Source organism: Pseudomonas chlororaphis subsp. aurantiaca (genome assembly GCF_013466605.1).
In the GTDB taxonomy this organism is placed as follows: Bacteria; Pseudomonadota; Gammaproteobacteria; order Pseudomonadales; family Pseudomonadaceae; genus Aquipseudomonas; species Aquipseudomonas chlororaphis_I.
Genome location: NZ_CP059162.1, coordinates 1,875,530 through 1,897,338, shown reverse-complemented (window position 1 = coordinate 1,897,338; position 21,809 = coordinate 1,875,530). Strand labels below are relative to the sequence as shown.

Below are 21,809 nucleotides of genomic sequence, written 5' to 3'. Positions count from 1 at the left end.
TGATGCCCTCGATGGAATGCATGGATCGGATTGGCCCAGTCTAGGCACAGGCAACGGGCACGCGGCAGCATTATCAGAGGGCCGGTTGCCCACTTATCCGCGATGGTGATGAAGGCGGCCATACGACCATCACGCCTCTGGATCGCGCCCTATTCGCTACAGCGGCAGACCTTGCGGCATCAGGGCCGAAGGTCTATCAACTAGGGTTCCATTGATCCTCGAGTGCCTGCCATGACCACCCTGACCAATCGCCAGTTTCTGCTCGCCAAACGCCCGGTGGGCGCGGCAACCCGCGAAACCTTCACCTACCAGCAGGTTCCCGTCGGCGAACCGGCGGCCGGACAGATCCTGGTGAAGAATGAATACCTGTCCCTCGACCCGGCCATGCGCGGCTGGATGAACGAAGGCAAGTCCTACATCCCGCCGGTGGGCATCGGTGAAGTGATGCGCGCGCTGGGCGTGGGCCAAGTGATCGCCTCGAACAACCCCGGCTTCGCCGTCGGCGACTATGTCAATGGCGCCCTGGGCGTGCAGGATTATTTCCTCGGCGAGCCGCGCGGCTTCTACAAGGTCGATCCGAAACTGGCGCCGCTGCCGCGCTACCTGTCGGCCCTGGGCATGACCGGCATGACCGCCTATTTCGCCCTGCTGGACGTCGGTGCGCCAAAGGCCGGTGAAACCGTGGTGCTGTCGGGCGCCGCCGGCGCGGTGGGCAGCATTGCCGGGCAGATCGCCAAGATCAAAGGCTGCCGGGTGGTCGGCATCGCCGGTGGCCAGGACAAGTGCAAGTTCCTGATCGACGAGCTGGGCTTCGACGGGGCCATCGACTACAAGAGCGAAGACGTCCACGCCGGTCTCAAGCGCGAATGCCCGAAAGGCGTCGATGTGTATTTCGACAACGTTGGCGGCGACATTCTCGATGCCGTGCTCAGCCGCCTGAACTTCAAGGCCCGGGTGGTGATCTGCGGCGCCATCAGCCAGTACAACAACAAGGAAGCGGTCAAGGGCCCGTCCAACTACCTGTCGTTGCTGGTCAATCGCGCGCGCATGGAAGGTTTTGTGGTGATGGACTATGCGGCCCGGTTTGCCGCCGCCGGGCAGGAAATGGCCGGCTGGATGGCCAAGGGGCAGCTCAAGAGCAAGGAGGATATTGTCGAGGGACTGGAGACTTTCCCGGAAACGCTGATGAAGCTGTTCAGCGGCGAGAACTTCGGCAAGCTGGTGCTGAAGGTCAGTTGATCATCGAGGGTTGAAACCCATCGCGGGCAAGCCGTGCTCCTACAGAAGATCAGGAGTGCGGCTTGCCCGCGATTGTCTTTGCGGCTTACGCCAGCTCGGCCACCACGGCCGCCAGGGCCTTGGCCGGGTCCGCCGCCTGGCTGATCGGACGGCCGATCACCAGGTAATCGGAACCGGCATCCAGCGCCTGGCGCGGAGTAAGGATGCGCCGCTGGTCGTCCTGGGCGCTGCCCGCCGGACGAATCCCCGGAGTCACCAGTTGCAGCGACGGGTGCGCGGCCTTCAGCGCCTGGGCTTCCAGGGCCGAACAGACCAGGCCGTCCATGCCAGCCTTTTCCGCCAGGGCGGCGAGGCGTAGCACCTGCTCCTGCGGTTCGATATCCAGGCCGATGCCGGCCAGGTCTTCACGCTCCATGCTTGTCAGCACGGTCACGCCGATCAGCAGCGGTTTCGGGCCGCTGCGCTGGTCGAGCACTTCGCGGCAGGCCGCCATCATGCGCAAGCCGCCGGAGCAGTGCACATTGACCATCCACACGCCCATCTCCGCGGCGGCCTTGACGGCCATCGCGGTGGTGTTGGGGATGTCATGGAATTTCAGGTCGAGGAAGACTTCAAAACCCTTGTCGCGCAGGGTGCCGACGATTTCCGAGGCGCAACTGGTGAACAGTTCCTTGCCGACTTTGACCCGGCACAGCTTGGGGTCCAGCTGATCAGCCAGTTTCAGTGCGGCGTCACGGGTGGGAAAGTCCAGGGCGACGATGATAGGAGTCTGGCAAGCGGACATGAAGGGGGCTCTCAGGCAAGTCGAAATCGGCGCGGATTGTAGCGCAAGCGACGGCGCTCCGGGACCCGATGATCGGTAATTCATCGCCAACGGCAGCTCCCGTATCGATAAAACCGTCCAAATGCCCGACCCTGGCGGCAATTGTGTCTAGCCCGATACACTCCCGACACGTCGGCAACAACCAGCCCGGCTACCCTCGCCTGCCGCAACACTCCCGAACAGCACTTCCAGCCCCAGGGCCGGACGCCTATGCTGAAGCCACCACCTCGCCGCCCATCTTTGTGGCTGGCAGCCTACCTGGCAGATGATCGCACGCATGCATAACACTCCAGCTCCCCTCACTGACGATCAGAAAGCACCCGGCACGGGTGACGACAAGCGCTGGAACACCCGGGCGCTGATCGTCGACGACGATGTACCGATCCGCGAACTGCTGATCGACTACCTGGCCCGCTTCAATATCCACGCCACCGGCGTGACCGACGGAGCGGCGATGCGCCAGGCCTTGCAGGCGGAACACTTCGACGTGGTGGTGCTCGACCTGATGCTGCCCGGCGAGGATGGCCTGTCCCTGTGCCGCTGGCTGCGTAACGAATCGGACATCCCGATCCTGATGCTCACCGCCCGCTGCGAGCCCACCGACCGGATCATCGGCCTGGAGCTGGGGGCCGATGACTACATGGCCAAGCCCTTCGAGCCCCGGGAGCTGGTGGCGCGGATCCAGACCATCCTGCGCCGGGTCCGCGACGACCGCACCGAACAGCGGGCCAATATCCGCTTCGACAACTGGCGCCTGAACAGCGTGCTGCGCCAGCTGATCTCCGCCGACGGTCTTGTCGTACCACTGTCCAACGCCGAGTTCCGCCTGCTCTGGGTGTTCATCGAACGCCCGCGCCGGGTGCTGAGCCGCGAACAGCTGCTGGACGCCGCCCGTGGCCGCTCCATCGAAGCCTTCGATCGCAGCATCGACCTGCTGGTCTCGCGCCTGCGGCAGAAGCTCGGCGACGACCCGAAATCGCCACAGTTGATCAAGACCGTGCGCGGCGAAGGCTACCTGTTCGACGCCCGAGACATCGGCTGATGCGTGGGCGCTTCGATACGCTGTTCGGCCGCCTGTTCGGGGTATTGCTGATCGCGATCGTGCTCGCCCACCTGCTCGCCTTCTTCTGGTTCCGCCTCTACGGCCCGCATCCGCATCCGCGTCCGCCGGCCAGCGAATTCAGCGGCCAGCCACAACCCGGCAGCGGGCGCTTCGAACCGCGGCCGCCACGGCCCTGGTTCGGCGGGCCGATCGTGCCGCTGACCTTCCAGTTCATCTCGCTGATCATCGCCGCCTGGTACGGCGCCAAGCTGCTGACCCGGCCGATCCAGCGCCTGAGCGATGCCGCCGAGCGTCTCAGCGAAGACCTCGACAGCCCGCCGCTGGACGAGTCCGGCCCGCGGGAAGCGCGGCAGGCGGCCCATACCTTCAACCTGATGCAACGGCGCATCCAGGAGCAGGTCAAGCAGCGCGGGCGCATGCTCGGCGCGGTTTCCCATGACCTGCGCACGCCCTTGTCGCGCCTCAAGCTGCGGCTGGAACAGATCGAAGACAACAAGCTGCAGGGCCAGATGCGCCAGGACCTCGACGACATGATCAGCATGCTCGACGCGACCCTGAGCTACCTGCACGAACAGCGCACCAGCGAGGCCGTGCAGTGGATGGACGTGCAGGCGCTGGTGGAATCGCTCTGTGAAAACGCCCAGGACCAGGGCGCCGACGTGCAGACCAGCGGCCATTGCGCGCCCCTGCAAGTGCAGCCGATGGCCCTGCGCTCCTGCCTGAACAACCTGCTGGACAACGCCCTGCGCTACGCCGGGCACGCCCGCATCAGCCTGCAGGACAGCCGCGAGCAGGTGCTGATCCGGGTCATCGACCACGGCCCGGGCATCGCCGAAGACCAGCGCGAAGCGGTGTTCGAACCCTTCTATCGGCTGGAAGGCTCGCGCAACCGCAACTCCGGCGGCGTCGGCCTGGGCATGACCATCGCCCGCGAGGCCGCCGAACGCCTGGGCGGGCAACTGCACCTGGAAGAAACCCCAGGCGGTGGCCTGACCACCGTGGTGCGCCTGCCCCGCGCCTGAACCGTCCGTGTGTACCGACCGGTACAAAGCTCACATACCCGTTGCCTGATTTACGGCCGCTGCGTCGGAGTGCCGCCGAAGCCGATCGCAGCCTCGCGCTGCTCGGCAGCGGCTACAGGGACTGCGGGCACGGATGCCCGCGTTCTGCATGCATCAGCGCTTGTCTTCGACCCGCGCCTGGCTGGTGCTCCAGTCGGTCAACAGGCTGTAGGCCACGGCCAGCAGGGTCGGGCCGATGAACAGGCCGATGAAACCGAAGGCGATCAGCCCGCCGAAGACCCCGAGCAGCACGATCACCAGCGGCAGGTTGCCGCCCCGGCTGATCAGGTAGGGTTTGAGCACGTTGTCGACGCCACTGATGATGAAGGTGCCCCAGATACCGAGGAACACCGCCATCCCGTATTCACCTTTCCAGGCCAGCCAGGCGGTGGCTGGAATCCACACCAGCGGCGGGCCCATGGGAATCAGGCTGAGCAGGAAGGTGACGATCCCCAGCACCAGCGCGCCCGGCACGCCGGCGATCAGGAACCCGATCAGGGCCAGGATCGCCTGGGCCGCCGCAGTGCCGATCACACCGTTGACCACCCGCTGCACCGTACCGGCCACCAGCTCGATGTAGTAGCCGGCGCGGTCGCCGATCAGGCGCTCCAGCAGCCCATGGACGAACGCCGCCAGGCGCGGGCCGTCGCGATAGAAGAAAAACACGAAGACAATGCTCAGGGTCAGTTCGAGGATCCCGCCACCGATCTGCGCGCTGCGGGCCAGCAGCCAGTTGCCGACCTGCCCCAGGTAAGGCTTGATCGCCAGCATCATCGCCGCGCCCTGCTGGTCGATGCTGTTCCACAGCCCCACCAGGCGTTCACCGACGAAGGGCACGCCGGCCAGCCAGCTCGGTGCTTCGGGCAGGCCATCGACCTGCACATCCTTGATAAAAGCGGTGGCATCGCGCACATGGTCGGCCAGGTTGAAACCGAGCCAGACCAGCGGCGCCGCCACCAGCAGCATCCAGCCCAGGGTCAGCACGGCCGCGGCCAGGGACTCGCGGCCATTGAGCCAGCGGGTCAGCAGGCGCATCAGCGGCCAGCTGGCAAACGCCAGGACCGCCCCCCAGAACAATGCGGACCAGAACGGTGCCATGACCCAGAAGCTGGCGCCGAACAGCACCAGAAGCAGGATCTGCACCAACAGGCGATCATTATTGAGCATGTAGGATCTCGAGAAAGGTCAACTCACCCAGCGTAGGCGAACGGCGGATCACTCGTTCGCCTGCGCCCGTTCAATGCAGCAATTCAGCGCAGCAGTTCAAGGCGCAAGCCAGGCGCCTCGCTGCCACCGGTTTCCATGCGTGCCGCCCGCACGCCCTGGCCAATCAGAGCCTGGCGCCAGGCCTCGGCATTCGGCCCGGAAACACTGACCCGCAAGGTGGTATCGAGGTTCAACCCGCGCGACAGCAAGGTCAGCCAGGTGGGCTGGGGCTCGCCGCCAAGCTTGGGCAGGTCCAGTTCGCCGGTGTCCTTGAGCTGGCGCAACAGGGTGGCCGAGGTCGGCAGCAACTCGCCCAGGGGAGTACTGGCGTCGAACTGCTCGACATGCAGGTACGCCCGGCGATTGCCACGGGTAATGCTGTACAGGGCCACCAGCGAGTTGTCGTTGGGCGCGGCCAGGCGCAACAGCAGGTAGGCCTGCTGGGCATCGGCGCCGTACAGCTTGGCGTTGCCGAACACCTCGTTGGCCCACAGGCTGCTTTCCCCGCAATCCCGGGCCTGGCACCAGAACAACAGTTCGGCGCCCTGCTTCTGCAAGGCTTCGCGGGCGGCGGTAAAGGCCGCGGTCGAGGAATGCTCCGGCGGCAACTCGTAGGTCACCGACGTCGCGGTGCCGCGCGCGCCGACCTGGCCATCGAAACGCAGCTGGCCGCTGATCTTGCGGATCGAGCCCATGGGATAGATCCGCTCCATCTCGGCCGCCGGGCGGTAGTCGACGATCTGCGCGTCAGGCATGCGCGGCACGATCGGCAAGTCATGGCTGCCGGGCAAGTCGGCGGCGAGGAGCAAGGGGCTGGCACAGGACAGCAGCAGGACATTGAATAAACGCATGGATGCTCTCATCGGATCAGCATGGCCTGGGCACCCTTGATGACACTGGCGTCATCCGTGCGCTGCGGAACCAGCAGCCCGCGCTGCACCGCCGGTCGCGCCTCGAGGGTCGCCATCCAGCGTTGCAGGGCCGTCAGGCCCTCCACCGGAACCCCGGACCATTCATGGCCGCGCACCCAGGGAAAGGTGGCGATATCGGCAATGCTGTAGTCGCCGGCGAGGAATTCGACTTCCTGCAAGCGGGTGTCGAGCACCTCGTACAGGCGCCGGGTTTCATGCTGGTAGCGGTCGATAGCGCCCTGGAGTTTTTCCGGAAAGTACCGGAAGAACACATTGGCCTGGCCCTGCATCGGGCCGATGCCGCCCATCTGGAACATCAGCCACTGGATGACCCGGGAGCGGCCCTTGGGATCGCTCGGCAGCAGTTGCCCAGTGAGTTCAGCCAGGTAGAGGAGAATCGCGCCGGACTCGAACACGGCGAAATCGCCGTTGGTGCGGTCGACAATCGCCGGAATCCGGCCATTGGGATTGATCTTGAGAAAGCCTGGAGCCTTTTGTTCCTTCTTGTCGAAACTCAGGGCATGCACCGTATAAGGCAGGCCGAGTTCCTCGAGCACGATAGAGACCTTGTGGCCATTCGGGGTCGCAGCGGTGTAGAGATCTATCATGGTTGTCTCCCATTTCAACCCGCCCAGCCTCGACAGTTGCCCGCTGCAAGTCAAGAAACGGCGAAAAACCTATTGAAACAGTCTGCAACAAGGCTCGCGCCGGCTTCATCATTCAAGTGCAGGTGATGGCCACCAGGCAGCTGTTCCCGGCTAAAGGGTAGCCGCTCCAGCAACTCCGGGTGCTTGGCCAGCATGCCGTCGGCCGCCACCACCAGATGGGTCGGACAGGACAGGCGCTGGACGAAGGTCATGGCCTGTTCCTGGGTCAGGCGCTGCGGCGAAGCCAGGGTCAGGCGGCTGTCGCTGCGCCAGGTGTAGCCCCCCGGGACCGGCATCAGGCCACGTTGCGCGAGCAGTTCGGCGGCTTCGCGGCTGACCGCGACCACGCCCTTCATTCGCGCCTCGATGGCGCGGTCCAGGGTGGCGTAGACCGGCTTGCGCTTTTCCCGCAGGTCCAGCTGGGCCTGCAGCGCCATGCCCATGCGCTCGGCGGCGTTCTCACCGGTGGCGGTCGGCGGAATCACCCCGTCGATCAATGCCAAGTGGCTCACCCGCTCGGGCAACGAGCCGGCCAGCACCAGCGAGACGATCGCGCCCAGGGAATGCCCGAGCAGGCCAAAGCGTTTCCAACCCAGCTGCTCGGCGACCTGCAACACGTCATACACGTAATCCCAGAGCGCATAGCTGGCACCCAGGGGGCGGTGCCCGGAATGGCCATGCCCGGCCATGTCCAGGGCGACGATGCGCAAGCCGCGCAGCCTGGGCGCCAGCCGCGCGAAGCTGTTGGCGTTGTCCAGCCAGCCGTGCAAGGCAATGACCGGCAAGCCGTCCTCGGGGCCGAACAGGTGGGCTGCCAGCTCGATATGCGGCAGGCTCAGGCGGACTTCTTCCACCGCGGCGCTCATGCGCAGCTCCGTTCGGCGCGGGCTTCCCAGCGGCTGAAGAGTTTTTTCAGCAGGGCCGCGGTGTCCTGCGGGCGCTCCAGCGGAAACATGTGCCCGCCCGGCATGCTCAGGGATTCGCCATGGGGCATGCGCCCGACACTGCTGGCGTGGTGCTTCATCACCACCCGGCTCTGGCGCCCGCGCACCACCGCCAGCGGCACCTTCAACTGCCGGGGGCGGCCCGGGCTGGTGTGCGGCACGCCGCGATAGATGCTGATCTCGGTGGCCGGATCGAAGCGCAACCGCAAACGGCCGTCGACCTGATGCAGGCCGTGTTGCAGGTAGGCGTCGAAACACTCGGGGTCGAAGCCGCGGAACAGGGTCTTGCCGGCAAAGTACTTGCGCGCCGACTCCAGGTCGCTGAACTCCTCGCGCCGGCCCAGGGTCCGGCCGGCGGGGGTCAGGCGATCGATAAAACCGAAACGCTTGGCGGCGCGAATCACCCATTGATCGGCACGGGTCAGCACCGGCGAGTCGAGCATCACCACCCCGCGATACAGCTCTGGGCAACGCAGCGCCGCGTGCAGATGCAGGACGCCGCCGAACGAATGGCCGACGCCCCACACCGGCTCGGCCTGCTGTTGCAAATGGTGGATCAGTTCGTCCACCAGGTTCAGCCAGTTGTCATCCGCCGGAAAGCGTGGATCGTGGGCGTGCTGCTGCAAGTGCGCCACTTGATATTCGGGCGCCAGGGCGGCGAACAACTTGCCGTAGGTCCCCGAGGGAAACCCGTTGGCGTGAGCGAAAAACACCTGTTGCGACATACCGGCTAACTCATGAACAAAAAACGATGGCTGATTGTCCGCACGCCATTACCCGGCGGCAATGACAGTAACGGTCAAGAATGATGACACTCCGCTTCAGCCTATGGTTACCGCTCAACGTGCCGGCGGCATCTGCCCCAGCGGCACCACGGCCATGGTCAGGCGCGATACGCAGCTGGCCTTGCCTTCGTCGCTACTCAGGCGGATATCCCAGACATGGGTGGTACGCCCGATGTGAATCGCCCTGGCCACCGCCGTCACCCGGCCGGAACGCAGGCCGCGCAAGTGGTTGGCATTGATCTCCAGGCCCACGCAATAGAACTTGCTGGAGTCGATGCACAGGTAGCTGGCCATGGAGCCGACCGACTCCGCCAGCACCACCGAGGCACCGCCATGCAGCAGGCCATAGGGCTGGTGGGTGCGATGGTCGATCACCATGCTCGCGGTCAGGGATTCGTCGTCGAAGGACTCGAAGCGGATGTCCAGCACCTCACCGATGGTGTTTTTCTGGATCGCGTTCAGTTGCTCGATGTTCGGGGTGGTACGCCATAAGCTCATCACTGCATCCTTTAAGGTGGTTATCCGCGCTCAATCCTGCCACAGCACCGCTTCGGAGCGCTCGCTCCACTCTTTGAAGCGCTCGCCGTAGGTGGCTTCGATGACATTGCGCTTGATCTTCAGGGTCGGGGTCAGAAAGCCGTTTTCCACCGCCCAACTGTCCTTCACCACCACCAGGCGGTGCAAGCGCTCGTGTTTGTCGAGCGCGCCGTTGACCTCATCGAGAAGGCTTTCCAGGCTCGCATGCAGGCCGCCACGGGCACCGCCGGCGGCGTCCTGCAGTCCAGCCGCGGACAACACGCACAAGCCCAGAGGCGCACTCAGGCCATCGCCGACCACGCACACCTGCTCGATCCGCGAATGCACCGCCAGCCGGTTCTCGATCGGCGCCGGGGCCACGTACTTGCCCTTGCTGGTCTTGAAGATCTCCTTGAGCCGCCCAGTCAGGCGCAGATTGCCGTCGGCGTCCTGCTCGCCCTTGTCGCCGGTGCGCAGGAAACCATCCGCGGTGACGGTTTCCGCGGTCTTCTGCGGGTCCTTGAAGTAGCCGAGCATGGTCGCCCCGCTGCGCACCTGGACCTCTCCGGCCTCGTCGATCCGCACCTCGACGTCCGGGCAGGGCCGGCCGATCCAGCCGGGTACATGCTGGCCGCTGCGGCCGATATGGGAATAACCGCAACTTTCGGTCATGCCGTACACCTCCAGCACATCGAGGCCCAGGCGCTGATACCAGTCCAACAGGGTCTGCGGCACCGGCGCGGCGCCGGACAAGGCGACCCGCAGGGCGTCCAGCCCCAGCCCGGCCAGTACCTTGCGTCCGACCCGCTTGCCGATGAACGGCAGGCCCAGCAGGAAGTCCAGGCGCTTGGCCGGAACTTTGCTGTATACGCCCATCTGGAACTTGGTCCAGATCCGCGGCACGCCGAACAACGCCGTGGGCCGCGCCCGCTGCAGGTCGGTGAGAAAGGTCTCCAGGCTCTCGGCGAAAAACACCGTCTGCCCGGTATAGATCGCCGCCAGCTCGACAAACATGCGCTCGGCCACGTGGCACAGCGGCAGGTAGGACAGCAGCCGGTCCGTCGGCCCAAGGCCGAACAGCTGGGTGCCGCGGGTCGCCGCAAAACCCAGGGTGCCGAAGCTGTGCATCACGCCCTTGGGCAGGCCGGTGGTGCCCGAGGTGTAAATGATGGTCGCCAGTTGTTCGGCGGCGGGGTTGGGGTCGTCCTGGATCGGCGAGCACCGCTGCAACTGGTCCCAGGTGAAGTCGAAGCGGCCTTCGGGGCAGATCGGCAGGCTGATGGTCGGCAGCCCGGGCTTCACACCGGGGGCCATCGCCGGCCAGTCATCGAGCTTGCCGATGAACACCAGGGCCGACTCGGAATGCTCCAGCACCTGGGCCACCGAATCGGCGGTCAGGTTGGGATACAGCGGCACGGAAACGTGACCGGCCATCCAGATCGCCAGGTCGGCGATGATCCAGTGGGCGCAGTTCTTGGAAATGATCGCGACATGACTGCCCGGCGGCAGCTCGCGGGCGCGCAGCCAGTGGGCGGCGCAGCGGGCCTGGTGGCCGACGTCGGCCCAGGTCAGCTCTTCGACCCGGCCACCCCCCAGGGGCTGGACCAGGAAACGTTGGCGGGGATGACGAGCTTCGCGCTCGTAGAACACTTCCAGCGGCAAACGAAAAGCAGCAGACATGCGACTCGCTCCTTTGTTTTTGTTCTGATCGTGAGGCTAGCCAACCAAGCACTTGCTCGGGCGACTATTCCACGCACAAAGGAACGCTGCAAGTTAAGAAATGTAGCGAAAAGAACAGATCGTCGTAGGAACGAGGCTTGCCCGCGAAGAGCAGCGACACGGGGTACCTGAAACTACGCGGCACTCTTTTATCGCGGGCAAACCGCGCTCCTACAGTCCAGGGGTTCAGGGATTCTTGATGCTGTTGAGGGTCATTAGGCCGGCCAGCGGCCAGTCGCCTTCGAGCTCCGCCAGGCCTGCAGTGTGCATCGGCTGGGGATTGCGCAGATGGCCGTGCTGCAGGAGGCCGATCAGGTTGCCCACCAGCGGCTGGTGGCTGACCAGCAGCACGTTGTCCACCGAATCGAGTTGGGCGACCACTGACAGCGGGTTGTTGTCCGGCGTCAGCCAGGACACGGTGCGGATTTCCGCTTCGAAGCCCAGGGCTTCGCGCACCAGCTTCGCCGTCTGCTGCGCCCGCGCATAAGGGCTGGCGATGATTGCGCTGAGCGGCTGGCCGATCAGGTGCGCGGCGCTGCGCAGCGCTTCCTGGCGGCCATGCTCGGTCAGGTTGCGCTCGGCATCGCTGCGCGCATGCGGCTCGGCTTCACCGTGACGCAACACCCAGAGCTTCACAGCTTGGGCTCCTCGTCGCGCGCCGGATGGGGCGCCGGTGGCACCACGTGCGGCGCTTCGCCTTCAGGCGCGCGCGGGGCCGGCCAGTCGGCGAACGGCCAAGGCTTCTGGTCGGTGTGGAAACTGCCGAAGCGACCGATCTGCGCCAGAAACTGGCTCAGGCTGTCGCCGAAGTTCATCAGGCTGGCACTCGGCGAACCGTAGATCAGCCGGTAGATCAACTGCACCAGCACCAGCGCGCCGAGGATGAATTGCGCCACTTGCCAGACCAGCACGAACACCAGCATCCACAGCACACGCAGCAGGATGGATTCGTACTTGGCTTCGGAATTCGTATCGTTCATGTCTCGCTCCTGTCCTGCTCAGTTGAAACCACTGGGGGAGATAAAGTCGACATCGGTTTTCGGCTCGCCGCGCATCAGCAGTTCGATGACCTGATTCAGCGTGCGACCTTCAAACAGGATGGCATGTAATCCGGCCACCAGCGGCATATATACGCCCACTTCCTGTGCCTTGACCTTGAGCACCTTGAGGGTGTTCACGCCTTCGGCCACCTCGCCGAGCCGGTCCACCGCCTCTTCCAGGCTCAGGCCTTCACCCAGGGCGAAACCGACCTGATAGTTGCGGCTCTTGGGCGACGAGCAGGTGACGATCAGATCGCCGACCCCCGCCAGGCCGAGGAAGGTCATCGGGTTGGCGCCCTGGCTGACGGCGAAACGGGTCATTTCCGCCAGCGCCCGGGTAATCAGCATGCTCTTGGTGTTTTCCCCCATGCCCAGCGCCACGGCCATGCCGGCGATGATCGCGTAGACGTTCTTCAACGCCCCGCCCAGCTCGACGCCGAAGCGGTCGGCGCTGGCATAGACGCGGAAGGTACGGCCATGCAGGGCCGCCTGCACGCGCTGGCAGAGCTCTTCGTCTTCGCTGGCGACCACGGTGGCGGTCAAGGCGTGTTCGGCCACTTCGCGGGCCAGGTTCGGCCCGGACAGCACGCCGATCCGCGCTTGCGGAGCGATCTCTTCGAGGATTTCGCTCATCAGCTTGAAGGTCTGCGCCTCGATGCCCTTGGTCAGGCTGACCAGCAGCTTGCCGGCGAGCAGCCGCGCATGGGGCGCCAGCACCGAGCGCAGGGCGCTGGAGGGTAAGGCGACAAAACACAGGTCACTGTCGTTCAGGGTGGCCAACAGATCGGTCACCGGCTCCACCGCCGGATGAATCTTGATGCCTTTGAGGTAACGCGGATTTTCGCGATGAATGCGAATGGCTTCCGCCTGCTCCGGGTCACGCATCCACTGCCGCACCCGATGGCCGTTCTCGGCCAGCAGATTGGCCACGGCGGTACCAAAGCTTCCGCCTCCCAGGACCGCGATAGGGCGCTGTTCAGTCATATGCAATCCGTCAATCCATACAGTGGCGATGGCGGCATTATACGGGGCGGCCCTGCGGCGGCCAGCCCCGTGAACAATTAGGCACAAATGCCGGGAAAACACCGATTAGACCCCGGATTGTCTGGGTTATCGACTGGAAAACCCGGTCATCTCGGTTAACATGCGCGGCAATTATCCGTTATCAAGGCTGTGCCGTGTATCCTGGCCCTCCCCTCTCCCGCCCATCGCTCTTGCTGGCGCTGCTTTGCAGCACCCCGGCGTTGGCCGACGATCTGTTCCTGGACAACCAGCCGCTGCCGGAAATCCTCACCGCCACCCGTCTGAAACAGTCCCCCGCGGCCGTGCCCGGCAGCATGACCGTGCTCGACAGCGAACTGATCAACGCCAGCGGCGCCCGCGACATCAGCGAGCTGCTGCGCCTGGTGCCCGGGATGATGGTCGGCAATATCAACGGCAACCAGGCCGCGGTGAATTATCACGGCACCAATGCCAGCGAAGCGCGGCGCATGCAGGTGCTGATCGACGGGCGCTCGGTGTACCGGGCGGGCCTGGCCACCGTGGACTGGAGCGACATTCCGGTGGCCATGGAGGACATCGAGCGCATCGAGGTGTTCCGCGGCCCCAATACCGTCAGTTACGGCGCCAACGCGCTGATGGCGGTGATCAACATCATTACCCGCTCGCCCGCCAACAGCCACGGCACGCGGGTCAAGGTCACCCGCGGCCAGCGCGGCATCAGCGACTGGTACGCCAGCCAGGGCACCGGCTGGGACAGCGGCGACCTGCGCCTGTCGCTGTCCGGGCAGGAGGACGATGGCTTCGACAGCGATCGCAACGGCACCGACTATCGCGACAGCCGGCGTTTGAACCGCTTCAGCCTGTCGGTCAGCCAGATGCTCGACGAGCAGCAGAGCATCGACTGGCAGCTCAGTGCCAAGGAAGGCAGCAACCAGCGCCCCTATACCTACCGCCCGGTGTTCTCCGGTATCACCTCGGCCGGCTACAACTCCGACGTGATCGCCAAGGACTATGCCGGCTCGCTGCGCTGGAACCTGGACATCAACCCGGACCACAGCCTTTATATACAAGGCTCGGCCCAGCACTGGGACCGCCAGCAGAACTGGCGCGCCTGTGACGCCGAAGTGTCGTTCAGCCCGGAACTGACCCGCCTCTGGCAGCTCAACCCGAACTATGCCGAACTGCTGGCCCGGCACATGGACAATTTCACCGGCTCCGGCGCCCCTCCGGGCACCGCGGCCGAACAGGCCCTGGCGAACCAGGTGCTGACCCAATGGAAGGACGGCGCCAAGCGCACGGTCTGCGGGGATATCGACCAGAGCGCCCGTGAATCGCGCTACGACCTCGAACTGCAGGACACCCTGAGCCTGTCCGACGGTGTGCGCCTGGTCAGCGGCCTGAACTATCGCTACGACCGCGCCGACTCGGAAACCTATTTCAACGGCACCCTCGACGACAGCACCTGGCGCGCGTTCGGCCAACTGGAATGGCGCGCCACCGAGCACTGGCTGCTGCAGGGCGGCGCCATGTTCGAGGACTCGCAGCTGAGCGGCAGCTCGCTGACCCCGCGGGTGGCGGTCAACTACCTGATCAATCCGCGCCACGGCCTGCGGGCGGTGTATTCGGAAGCGATCCGCTCGCCGGACATGTTCGAGAACAACGTCAACTGGAGCTACCGGGTCACCAAGCTGAGCCCGACCGCCTACGGCCAGCCCAGCGCCCAGTACTTCGTCAAGACCCGCGGCCCGGGCAACCTCGACCAGGAGCGCATGCGCTCGCGGGAGCTGGGCTACAACGGCTTTTTCGCCGATCTCGGGCTGAACCTCGATGTGAAGCTGTTCTACGACGAAATCAGCGGGATGATCAGCGAGCCGCTGCGCAACAACCAGTACATCGCCAGCAACAGCAACAACTCACGCTTCGCCGGCACCGAAACCCAGCTGGACTGGCGCCTGAACCCGGCGGACCGGCTGCGCCTGACGTACGCCTATGTCGACGCCGAGGCCAGCAACCCGCTGGACGAGCAATTGACCGCGCGCCACAGCGGCTCGGCGGGCTGGTTGCGCGACTGGGGCCAGGGCTGGTCCAGCGCGCTCTTCTACTATGGTTCCAGCGCGCTCAACGGTTACCGCTTCGAACGGGTCGATACCCGCGTCGCCAAGCGCATCCCCCTGGGCAAGGGCAGCCTGGAGCTGGCCGGCGTGCTCCAGCAACGGCTCGACGACGAGCCCACCACCTTTGTCGACAACAACTATGACTCGCAACACGTCCTCTACTTCAGTGCGGAGTTGACGTTCTAGCATGAGCCACCGTCAGTCAGGGATGACGCCAGCCTTGAGCCGATTCCAGGTTCGCCTGCTGCTGTTCTGTTGCCTCTGGGGTGCATTCCCCGCATGGGCGGCCCAGGTGTTGCTGACCGGCGCCGAAGACAGCGCCGGCGTGCGAGCCTTCGCCCAGGCACTGGCGCAACAGCGGCCACAGGACGAAGTGCGCTTCGAACTCCTGGCCAACCTGCCTGCCCCCGGTCAATTGCCGGCGGGGACCCGGCTGATCCTGCTCGACCCGGCCAGCCTGGAGTGGCGCCAGCAAGAGGCCCAGGGCCCGGCCACCCTGGTGCTGCGCATCGGCCGGATCCAGGCCCAACAGCGCCTTGGGGCAACGACCTCGCCCCGGCTGAGCCTGTTATGGAGCGACCCGCCGCTGGCTCGACAATTGCAACTGATCCGCAAGATTCTCCCCCAGGCCCGGCGGATCGGCGTGCTCTACGGCGCCGACAGTGAATTCCTGCTCAAGGAACTGCACCAGGCCGCCCATCCCCTGGGGCTGGAAATCGTCGCCGAGCGCTGGGACGACACCAATGACAGTCGCCCGCTGCAAAGCCTGCTGAAAAGCAGCGACGTCTTGCTGGGGCTGGACGACCCGCGCCTGTACAACCCGAAAACCGCGAAGAACCTGTTATTGAGCAGCTATGCCCGGCAACTGGCGCTGATCGGCCCCAATGCCGGCTTCGTCAAGGCCGGCAGCCTGGCCAGCACCTACAGCGACCAGGACGACTGGCTGCAGGTGCTCGACGATTTGCTGGACCGGCCCACGCCCCACTGGCCGCGTACCCTGTATCCGCAACCGTTCAAGGTGTTGAGCAACCCGCAAGTGGCACGCTCCCTGGGTGTCGAACCGATTGACGAACAATCGGTGGCGACCCAGCTGGCCGAAGGAGAAAAACGCCCATGACCTTCCGTCGCCGTTGGGACATCAGTACCCGCACCCAGATCATCTGCCTCGGCCCGGCGCTGCTGCTGACCCTGCTGCTGATCAGCTTCTTTACCTTCGTGCGGATCCAGGATCTGCGCCAGGAGCTCAACCACACCGGCCAGTTGATCGCCAACCAGCTGGCGCCGGCCACCGAGTACGGGGTGATTTCGGGCAACAGCGAAGGCCTGGAGAGCCTGCTCAAGGCCACCCTGGCCACGCCCCATGTGCGTTTTCTCGAAGTCCAGGACAGCCGCAACAAGATCCTGGTGTACGTCGAGCAGCCTTCGGAGACTCACAACCGCTCACAGCAGGTGGAAGTGTTCCAGGCCCCGGTACGCCTGCAGCGTATCCAGCTCAGCAACGACTTTTTCCAGGACGACCCGAGCGCCAGCGTGAGCCCGAACGAGGACTACCTGGGGCGGGTGATCGTCGGCATGTCCAACGACGCCTTCAGCCAGCGCCAGCAGGAGATCCTGTTCAAGGCCGGCATCCTCGCGCTGTTCGCCCTGCTGTTCACCTTCCTCCTGGCCCGCCGCCTGGCGGCCAGCCTGTCGCAGCCGATCAGCGCCATGGGCACCGCGGTCAAGGCCATTCAACAGGGTGACTTCAAGACTCCGCTGCCGATCGTCGACGATGCCGAGCTGGGCGATCTTTCGCGGCATATCAACAACCTCGCGGCCGGCCTCGAGCAGGCCAGCCGCGAACAGCACCAGGCCATGGCGCAATTGATCCAGACCCGCGAAGAAGCGGAGCGAGCCAACAACGCCAAGTCGGACTTCCTGGCGATGATGAGCCACGAACTGCGCACGCCCATGAACGGCGTACTGGGCATGCTGCAACTGCTCGAAACCACGGAAATGACCGATGAGCAGCACGAGTACGCGGCGCTGGCCTCCGAGTCCACCGAGCACCTGCTCAAGGTAATCAACGACATCCTCGACTTCTCGCGCATCGAGCGTTCGGCCCTGGAGCTGGAGCACATCCCGTTCAATCTCGCCGAACTCATCAGCAGCTCGGCCCAGGCCTTCCAGCACAGCGCCGCGCAGCGCGGGCTGGACCTGCAACTGCGGCTGCCGCCCGGCATGGAATCGCTGCAAGTCAAAGGCGACCCGACGCGCATCCGGCAGATCCTGGTGAACCTGATCGGCAACGCCTTGAAGTTCACCGAACAAGGCAGCGTCACCATCGAACCGCAATGGCAGGCCCTGGACCATGAACTGCTGTGGTTCACCTGTAGCGTGCGCGACAGCGGGATCGGCATCAGCCCGCAAAGCCTGGAACTGATGTTCAACGCCTTCCAGCAGGCCGACAGTTCGATTTCCCGGCGTTATGGCGGCACCGGCCTGGGGCTGCCGATCGCCCGCACCCTGGCCGAACGCATGGGCGGCACCCTGCGCGCCCAGAGCGAGGAGGGCCGCGGCTCGGTGTTCACCCTGGAGATCCCGCTGGCGCTGTACCAGCAAAGCCTGCCGGTGCTGGCACCGCGGGTGCACAGCGGGCATGCCCATGGCGAAGGACGCAACGTGCTGCTGGTGGAAGACAACCCGGTCAACCAGACCGTGATCCAGGCCATGCTGCGCAGCCTGGGCTTCACGGTCAGCATCGCCACCGACGGCGCCCAGGCCATTCGCAGCGCCGAAAGCCTGATTTTCGAGGCGATCCTGATGGACTGCCGGCTGCCGCTGATCGACGGTTACGAGGCCACCCGGCAGATCCGCCAACTGCCCGGATGCGCCGACCTGCCGATCATCGCCTTGACCGCCAATGCCTTGCAGGGCGACCGCGAAGCGTGTTTGTCGGCGGGAATGAACGATTACCTGGCCAAGCCGTTCAAACGCACGGATCTGCAGCAAATTCTCCAACGTTGGGTGCAGTAGCGGCCATTTATCGACCATCTGCGACTGGCGTGAAGGGCGAAAGTGCGGCAGTCTTAGGCACCCGAACAGGCCCCTCACAGGGTCTGTACAATAATTTCAGTGCACAAGTGTACATTCATGTCCCTTGTGCTGTGACTTTCACCACAACGCAATAGTCTATGAGTAGGCTGCCGGCTCGAGGCATGAACGCTTCGATCGGCCGGGAAGATTTGCCCCACCCTGCCGCATGGGACTATTGAGGAGCTCGCATGACCAAACAAAACGCCTTTACTCGGGAAGATCTGCTGCGCTGCAGTCGCGGTGAGCTGTTCGGCCCAGGTAACGCGCAACTGCCCGCCCCGAACATGCTGATGGTGGATCGCATCACTCATATCAGCCAAGAGGGTGGCAAGTACGGCAAAGGTGAATTGGTCGCCGAGCTGGATATCACCCCGGACCTGTGGTTCTTCGCCTGCCATTTCGAAGGCGATCCGGTGATGCCGGGCTGCCTGGGCCTCGACGCCATGTGGCAACTGGTCGGTTTTTTCCTGGGCTGGCAAGGCCTGCCGGGCCGCGGTCGCGCCCTGGGTTCGGGCGAAGTGAAGTTCTTTGGCCAGGTGCTGCCGACCGCCAAGAAAGTCACCTATAACATCCATATCAAGCGCGTCCTCAAGGGCAAACTGAACATGGCCATCGCCGACGGTTCGGTCAGCGTCGACGGCCGCGAAATCTACACCGCCGAAGGCCTCCGGGTTGGCGTTTTCACCTCCACTGACAACTTCTAAGGGTTATCCGCATGCGCCGCGTCGTTATCACTGGTCTGGGCATCGTTTCGTGCCTGGGCAATGACAAAGAGACCGTCTCCGCTAACCTGCGTGCAAGTCGCCCTGGCATCCGCTTCAACCCGGAATATGCCGAAATGGGTCTGCGTAGCCAGGTTTCCGGCTCCATTGACCTCAATCTCGAAGAGCTGATCGATCGCAAGGTCTATCGCTTCGTCGGCCACGCGGCGGCTTACGCCTACCTGGCCATGAAAGACGCCATCGCCGACTCCGGCCTGACCGAAGAGCAGGTTTCCAACCCGCGTACCGGCCTGATCGCCGGCTCCGGCGGCGCCTCGACCCTGAACCAGATGGAAGCGCTGGACATCCTGCGCGAGAAAGGCGTCAAGCGCGTTGGCCCATACCGTGTCACGCGGACCATGAGCAGCACCGTTTCCGCCTGCCTGGCCACTCCGTTCAAGATCAAGGGCCTGAACTACTCCATCGCTTCCGCCTGCGCCACCAGTGCTCACTGCATCGGTACCGCCATGGAACAGATCCAGATGGGCAAGCAGGACATCGTGTTCGCCGGCGGCGGTGAAGAAGAACACTGGAGCCAGTCGTTCCTGTTCGACGCCATGGGCGCCCTGTCCAGCCAGTACAACGAGACCCCGGACAAGGCTTCCCGTGCCTACGACGCCAAGCGTGACGGTTTTGTCATCGCCGGCGGTGGCGGCATGGTGGTGGTCGAGGAGCTGGAACACGCCCTGGCCCGCGGCGCGAAGATCTACGCCGAAATCGTTGGCTACGGCGCGACGTCCGACGGCTACGACATGGTGGCGCCAAGCGGCGAAGGTGCAATCCGTTGCATGCAGATGGCCATGTCCACTGTCGACGCACCGATCGACTACCTGAACACCCATGGCACCTCGACTCCGGTCGGCGACGTCGCGGAAATGAAAGGCGTGCGTGAAGTGTTCGGCGACAAGGCTCCGGCCATCAGCTCCACCAAGAGCCTGTCGGGTCACTCCCTGGGCGCCGCCGGCGTTCACGAAGCGATCTACTGCCTGCTGATGATGGAAGGCAACTTCATGGCAGGTTCCGCCAATATCGAAGAGCTGGATCCGGAAGTGGCCGACATGCCGATCCTGACCAAGACTCGCGAAGACGCCACCATCAACACCGTGATGAGCAACAGCTTCGGCTTCGGCGGCACCAACGCCACCCTGGTCCTGAAGCGCTGGCAGGGCAAGTAAGCCCCGCCGCTTCGCTGGCTATATGAAAAACGCCCCGACTGGTTCGGGGCGTTTTTTATTGGGCGACTGTTTTCCCGAAGCACTTACACCGAAAAACGCGCCACCAGGGTGTTCAGGTCCACCGCCAGCCGTGACAGCTCCTGGCTCGCGGCACTGGTCTGGTTGGCCCCGGCCGAGGTCTGCATGGCCAGGTCGCGGATGTTCATCAGGTTGCGGTCCACCTCCCTGGCCACCGCCGCCTGCTCCTCCGAAGCGCTGGCGATCACCGTGTTGCGCTCGTTGATCAGGGTGATCGCCCCGGCGATTTCCTCCAACGCCGCCCCCGCCGCCTTGGCCAGCTCCAGGGTCGAGCGGGCCCGGCTGTTGCTTTGCTGCATGGAGCTGACGGCCTGCTCGGTGCCCTGCTGAATGCCGCCGATCATCTGCTCGATCTCCTGGGTCGATTGCTGGGTGCGATGAGCCAGCGCCCGCACCTCGTCGGCCACCACCGCGAACCCGCGGCCGGCATCCCCGGCCCGCGCCGCCTCGATGGCGGCATTCAGGGCCAGCAGGTTGGTCTGCTCGGCCACCGAACGGATCACATCCAGCACCTTGCTGATGCCATAGACCTTCTGCGCCAGTTCTTCGACCTGGGAGGCGTTGGCGGTCACGTCGTCGGCCAGGGACTCGATGGACTGCACCGTCTGCCGCACCTGCTCACGCCCATGCTGGGCAATCAGGTCGGACTGGCGGGAGGCCTCGGACGTCGCCACGGCATTGCTGGCCACCTCCTCCACCGCGGCGGTCATCTGGTTCACCGCCGTCGCCGCCTGCTCGATTTCCTGGCTCTGCTGGTGCAGGCCGCGCGTGGCGTCCTCGGTCACGCAACTGAGCTCCTCCGAAGCGGAAGCCAGCTGGCTGGAAGAGTCGGAGATGCGCCGGATGGTCTCCCGCAGGCTGTGCTGCATGGCCTTGAGCGCCTGCAGCAGGCGCGCCGGCTCATCCTTGCCGCTGATGCGGATGTCCTCGGTCAGGTCGCCGCCGGCCACTACTTCGGCCACGTTCAGCGATTGCGAGAGCGGCAGCACAATGCTGCGGGTCAGCAACAACGCCAGGACGATGGTCATCAGGCCAGCCACCACGACCATTACGACCACCCAGACCTTGGCGTTGCTGAATACCGCCCTGGCCAGCTCGGTGGCCAGGTTGGCGTTGTGCCGGTTGAGGGCCACCAGCTCATTGAGAGTGCCCGCCAGCTCATCGGCCAGCTGGCTCATCTCGCCATTGACCACCGCGACCGCATCCTCGACCCGCCCCTGTTGCGACAGCGCCATCACCTGGTTCTGATGCTCGAGGTAGCGCTTCTCGGCGGCTTTGTAGCGATCGAACAGCACACGCTCTTCCGGCAGCACAATCAGCGCGTTATAGCGCTCCTGGGCCACCGTCATGCCGCGCTTGATCTCATTGAGTTTGCTTTCGTTCTGCGCCAGGGCCTGGGGATTGCGGTTGAGCAGCAAGCGCATGGTCAGCGCGCGGACCCGCAGCAGGTCCTGATTCATTTCGCCCACCGACATCACACTGGGCAGCCAGTTGTTGTCGACCTCGTCGGACTGCGCGCGCATGTTCGACATCTGCAGCAGGGCGAACGCCCCCAGGCCGAACACCATCAACGCCAGCAGGCCGAAGCCCAGGCCTGCGCGCGGTGCAATGTTGAGACTCCTGATGCTCATTCTCCGGTTCCTTCCAAAA

The 21,809-nt window shown here is 64.7% G+C and carries 19 protein-coding genes and 2 pseudogenes; 8 read left to right on the top strand and 13 right to left on the bottom strand.

Annotated elements, in window-relative coordinates; all coding sequences use genetic code 11:
- The first annotated feature begins 231 nt into the window (after positions 1 to 231).
- A complete protein-coding gene (locus H0I86_RS08645; protein ID WP_180924701.1) occupies positions 232 to 1,239 on the top strand; it encodes an NADP-dependent oxidoreductase in 1,008 nt (335 codons plus the stop codon).
- 85 nt (positions 1,240 to 1,324) lie between these two features.
- On the opposite strand, the gene pyrF is transcribed toward H0I86_RS08645, so the two are convergent.
- Positions 1,325 to 2,023 carry an orotidine-5'-phosphate decarboxylase gene (pyrF, locus tag H0I86_RS08640; RefSeq protein ID WP_007931610.1) on the bottom strand — a complete coding sequence of 233 codons (699 nt, stop codon included), beginning with the start codon at positions 2,021 to 2,023 and terminating at the stop codon, positions 1,325 to 1,327.
- 316 nt (positions 2,024 to 2,339) lie between these two features.
- On the opposite strand from pyrF, the gene H0I86_RS08635 reads away from it, so the two are divergent.
- Both H0I86_RS08635 and H0I86_RS08630 read left to right on the top strand, forming a co-directional pair.
- Positions 2,340 to 3,104: a response regulator gene (locus H0I86_RS08635; protein ID WP_180924700.1), complete on the top strand. Its 765-nt coding sequence runs from the start codon at positions 2,340 to 2,342 to the stop codon at positions 3,102 to 3,104.
- Positions 3,104 to 4,147, top strand: coding sequence for a sensor histidine kinase (locus tag H0I86_RS08630; RefSeq protein WP_180924699.1), 1,044 nt, complete (start codon positions 3,104 to 3,106; stop codon positions 4,145 to 4,147). Before H0I86_RS08635 ends, H0I86_RS08630 begins: the two co-directional genes overlap by 1 nt.
- Before the next feature lie 153 nt (positions 4,148 to 4,300).
- On the opposite strand, the gene H0I86_RS08625 is transcribed toward H0I86_RS08630, so the two are convergent.
- The 10 genes from H0I86_RS08625 to H0I86_RS08580 form a co-directional block, all read right to left on the bottom strand.
- Positions 4,301 to 5,353 (bottom strand): AI-2E family transporter, encoded by a 1,053-nt coding sequence (locus H0I86_RS08625; RefSeq protein WP_180924698.1) that lies wholly within the window; start codon positions 5,351 to 5,353, stop codon positions 4,301 to 4,303.
- Positions 5,354 to 5,436: 83 nt separating this feature from the next.
- Complete coding sequence (locus tag H0I86_RS08620) at positions 5,437 to 6,243, bottom strand: DUF4892 domain-containing protein (protein ID WP_180924697.1); 807 nt, start codon at positions 6,241 to 6,243, stop codon at positions 5,437 to 5,439.
- An 8-nt stretch (positions 6,244 to 6,251) separates the two neighbouring features.
- Positions 6,252 to 6,911, bottom strand: coding sequence for a glutathione S-transferase family protein (locus H0I86_RS08615; RefSeq protein ID WP_180924696.1), 660 nt, complete (start codon positions 6,909 to 6,911; stop codon positions 6,252 to 6,254).
- Between the two features lie 50 nt (positions 6,912 to 6,961).
- Positions 6,962 to 7,816, bottom strand: a complete 855-nt coding sequence (locus H0I86_RS08610) for an alpha/beta hydrolase (RefSeq protein WP_180924695.1) — start codon at positions 7,814 to 7,816, stop codon at positions 6,962 to 6,964.
- A complete protein-coding gene (locus H0I86_RS08605; protein WP_038580965.1) occupies positions 7,813 to 8,619 on the bottom strand; it encodes an alpha/beta fold hydrolase in 807 nt (268 codons plus the stop codon). The genes H0I86_RS08610 and H0I86_RS08605 overlap by 4 nt, the downstream gene beginning before the upstream one ends.
- 114 nt (positions 8,620 to 8,733) lie before the next feature.
- Positions 8,734 to 9,177: a hotdog fold thioesterase gene (locus tag H0I86_RS08600; protein WP_180924694.1), complete on the bottom strand. Its 444-nt coding sequence runs from the start codon at positions 9,175 to 9,177 to the stop codon at positions 8,734 to 8,736.
- Between the two features lie 30 nt (positions 9,178 to 9,207).
- On the bottom strand, positions 9,208 to 10,875 hold the full coding sequence (locus H0I86_RS08595) for an AMP-binding protein (RefSeq protein WP_180924693.1): 1,668 nt from the start codon (positions 10,873 to 10,875) through the stop codon (positions 9,208 to 9,210).
- 225 nt (positions 10,876 to 11,100) lie between these two features.
- The gene (gene sixA, locus H0I86_RS08590; protein WP_023968385.1) at positions 11,101 to 11,550 is read right to left on the bottom strand and encodes a phosphohistidine phosphatase SixA; all 450 of its coding nucleotides are present in this window, start codon (positions 11,548 to 11,550) and stop codon (positions 11,101 to 11,103) included.
- Positions 11,547 to 11,894 (bottom strand): DUF4389 domain-containing protein, encoded by a 348-nt coding sequence (locus H0I86_RS08585; protein ID WP_124319875.1) that lies wholly within the window; start codon positions 11,892 to 11,894, stop codon positions 11,547 to 11,549. The genes sixA and H0I86_RS08585 overlap by 4 nt, the downstream gene beginning before the upstream one ends.
- Positions 11,895 to 11,912: 18 nt before the next feature.
- Positions 11,913 to 12,938 carry an NAD(P)H-dependent glycerol-3-phosphate dehydrogenase gene (locus H0I86_RS08580; protein WP_180924692.1) on the bottom strand — a complete coding sequence of 342 codons (1,026 nt, stop codon included), beginning with the start codon at positions 12,936 to 12,938 and terminating at the stop codon, positions 11,913 to 11,915.
- 194 nt (positions 12,939 to 13,132) lie between these two features.
- Between H0I86_RS08580 and H0I86_RS08575 the strand changes: the two genes are divergently transcribed.
- The 5 genes from H0I86_RS08575 (at position 13,133) to fabB (ending at position 20,081) form a co-directional block, all read left to right on the top strand.
- Positions 13,133 to 15,256, top strand: a complete 2,124-nt coding sequence (locus tag H0I86_RS08575) for a TonB-dependent receptor plug domain-containing protein (protein WP_180924691.1) — start codon at positions 13,133 to 13,135, stop codon at positions 15,254 to 15,256.
- 1 nt (position 15,257) lies between these two features.
- On the top strand, positions 15,258 to 16,187 hold the full coding sequence (locus H0I86_RS08570; RefSeq protein ID WP_180924690.1) for an ABC transporter substrate-binding protein: 930 nt from the start codon (positions 15,258 to 15,260) through the stop codon (positions 16,185 to 16,187).
- Positions 16,184 to 18,085 (top strand): ATP-binding protein, encoded by a 1,902-nt coding sequence (locus H0I86_RS08565; protein ID WP_009047784.1) that lies wholly within the window; start codon positions 16,184 to 16,186, stop codon positions 18,083 to 18,085. The genes H0I86_RS08570 and H0I86_RS08565 overlap by 4 nt, the downstream gene beginning before the upstream one ends.
- Positions 18,086 to 18,333: 248 nt before the next feature.
- Positions 18,334 to 18,849, top strand: a complete 516-nt coding sequence (fabA, locus tag H0I86_RS08560; RefSeq protein WP_007931558.1) for a 3-hydroxyacyl-[acyl-carrier-protein] dehydratase FabA — start codon at positions 18,334 to 18,336, stop codon at positions 18,847 to 18,849.
- A gap of 11 nt (positions 18,850 to 18,860) precedes the next feature.
- Positions 18,861 to 20,081, top strand: a complete 1,221-nt coding sequence (fabB, locus tag H0I86_RS08555; RefSeq protein WP_038580984.1) for a beta-ketoacyl-ACP synthase I — start codon at positions 18,861 to 18,863, stop codon at positions 20,079 to 20,081.
- An 83-nt stretch (positions 20,082 to 20,164) separates the two neighbouring features.
- Here the strand turns inward: fabB and H0I86_RS32450 are convergent.
- Positions 20,165 to 20,761, bottom strand: a pseudogene (locus tag H0I86_RS32450) (methyl-accepting chemotaxis protein); the annotation flags it as partial.
- Between the two features lie 306 nt (positions 20,762 to 21,067).
- Positions 21,068 to 21,727 (bottom strand): annotated as a pseudogene (locus tag H0I86_RS32445) (MCP four helix bundle domain-containing protein); the annotation flags it as partial.
- Positions 21,728 to 21,809 lie beyond the last annotated feature (82 nt).

Bases quoted from the DNA above. Each gene is read 5' to 3' on its own strand.
- H0I86_RS08595 (WP_180924693.1), bottom strand. From the start codon at position 10,875: ATGTCTGCTGCTTTTCGTTTGCCGCTGGAAGTGTTCTACGAGCGCGAA.
- H0I86_RS08615 (WP_180924696.1), bottom strand. From the start codon at position 6,911: ATGATAGATCTCTACACCGCTGCGACCCCGAATGGCCACAAGGTCTCT.
- H0I86_RS08630 (WP_180924699.1), top strand. From the start codon at position 3,104: ATGCGTGGGCGCTTCGATACGCTGTTCGGCCGCCTGTTCGGGGTATTG.
- H0I86_RS08600 (WP_180924694.1), bottom strand. From the start codon at position 9,177: ATGAGCTTATGGCGTACCACCCCGAACATCGAGCAACTGAACGCGATC.
- H0I86_RS08605 (WP_038580965.1), bottom strand. From the start codon at position 8,619: ATGTCGCAACAGGTGTTTTTCGCTCACGCCAACGGGTTTCCCTCGGGG.
- H0I86_RS08645 (WP_180924701.1), top strand. From the start codon at position 232: ATGACCACCCTGACCAATCGCCAGTTTCTGCTCGCCAAACGCCCGGTG.
- H0I86_RS08570 (WP_180924690.1), top strand. From the start codon at position 15,258: ATGAGCCACCGTCAGTCAGGGATGACGCCAGCCTTGAGCCGATTCCAG.
- H0I86_RS08620 (WP_180924697.1), bottom strand. From the start codon at position 6,243: ATGCGTTTATTCAATGTCCTGCTGCTGTCCTGTGCCAGCCCCTTGCTC.
- pyrF (WP_007931610.1), bottom strand. From the start codon at position 2,023: ATGTCCGCTTGCCAGACTCCTATCATCGTCGCCCTGGACTTTCCCACC.
- H0I86_RS08635 (WP_180924700.1), top strand. From the start codon at position 2,340: ATGCATAACACTCCAGCTCCCCTCACTGACGATCAGAAAGCACCCGGC.
- H0I86_RS08580 (WP_180924692.1), bottom strand. From the start codon at position 12,938: ATGACTGAACAGCGCCCTATCGCGGTCCTGGGAGGCGGAAGCTTTGGT.
- H0I86_RS08625 (WP_180924698.1), bottom strand. From the start codon at position 5,353: ATGCTCAATAATGATCGCCTGTTGGTGCAGATCCTGCTTCTGGTGCTG.
- H0I86_RS08610 (WP_180924695.1), bottom strand. From the start codon at position 7,816: ATGAGCGCCGCGGTGGAAGAAGTCCGCCTGAGCCTGCCGCATATCGAG.
- fabB (WP_038580984.1), top strand. From the start codon at position 18,861: ATGCGCCGCGTCGTTATCACTGGTCTGGGCATCGTTTCGTGCCTGGGC.
- H0I86_RS08585 (WP_124319875.1), bottom strand. From the start codon at position 11,894: ATGAACGATACGAATTCCGAAGCCAAGTACGAATCCATCCTGCTGCGT.
- H0I86_RS08565 (WP_009047784.1), top strand. From the start codon at position 16,184: ATGACCTTCCGTCGCCGTTGGGACATCAGTACCCGCACCCAGATCATC.
- fabA (WP_007931558.1), top strand. From the start codon at position 18,334: ATGACCAAACAAAACGCCTTTACTCGGGAAGATCTGCTGCGCTGCAGT.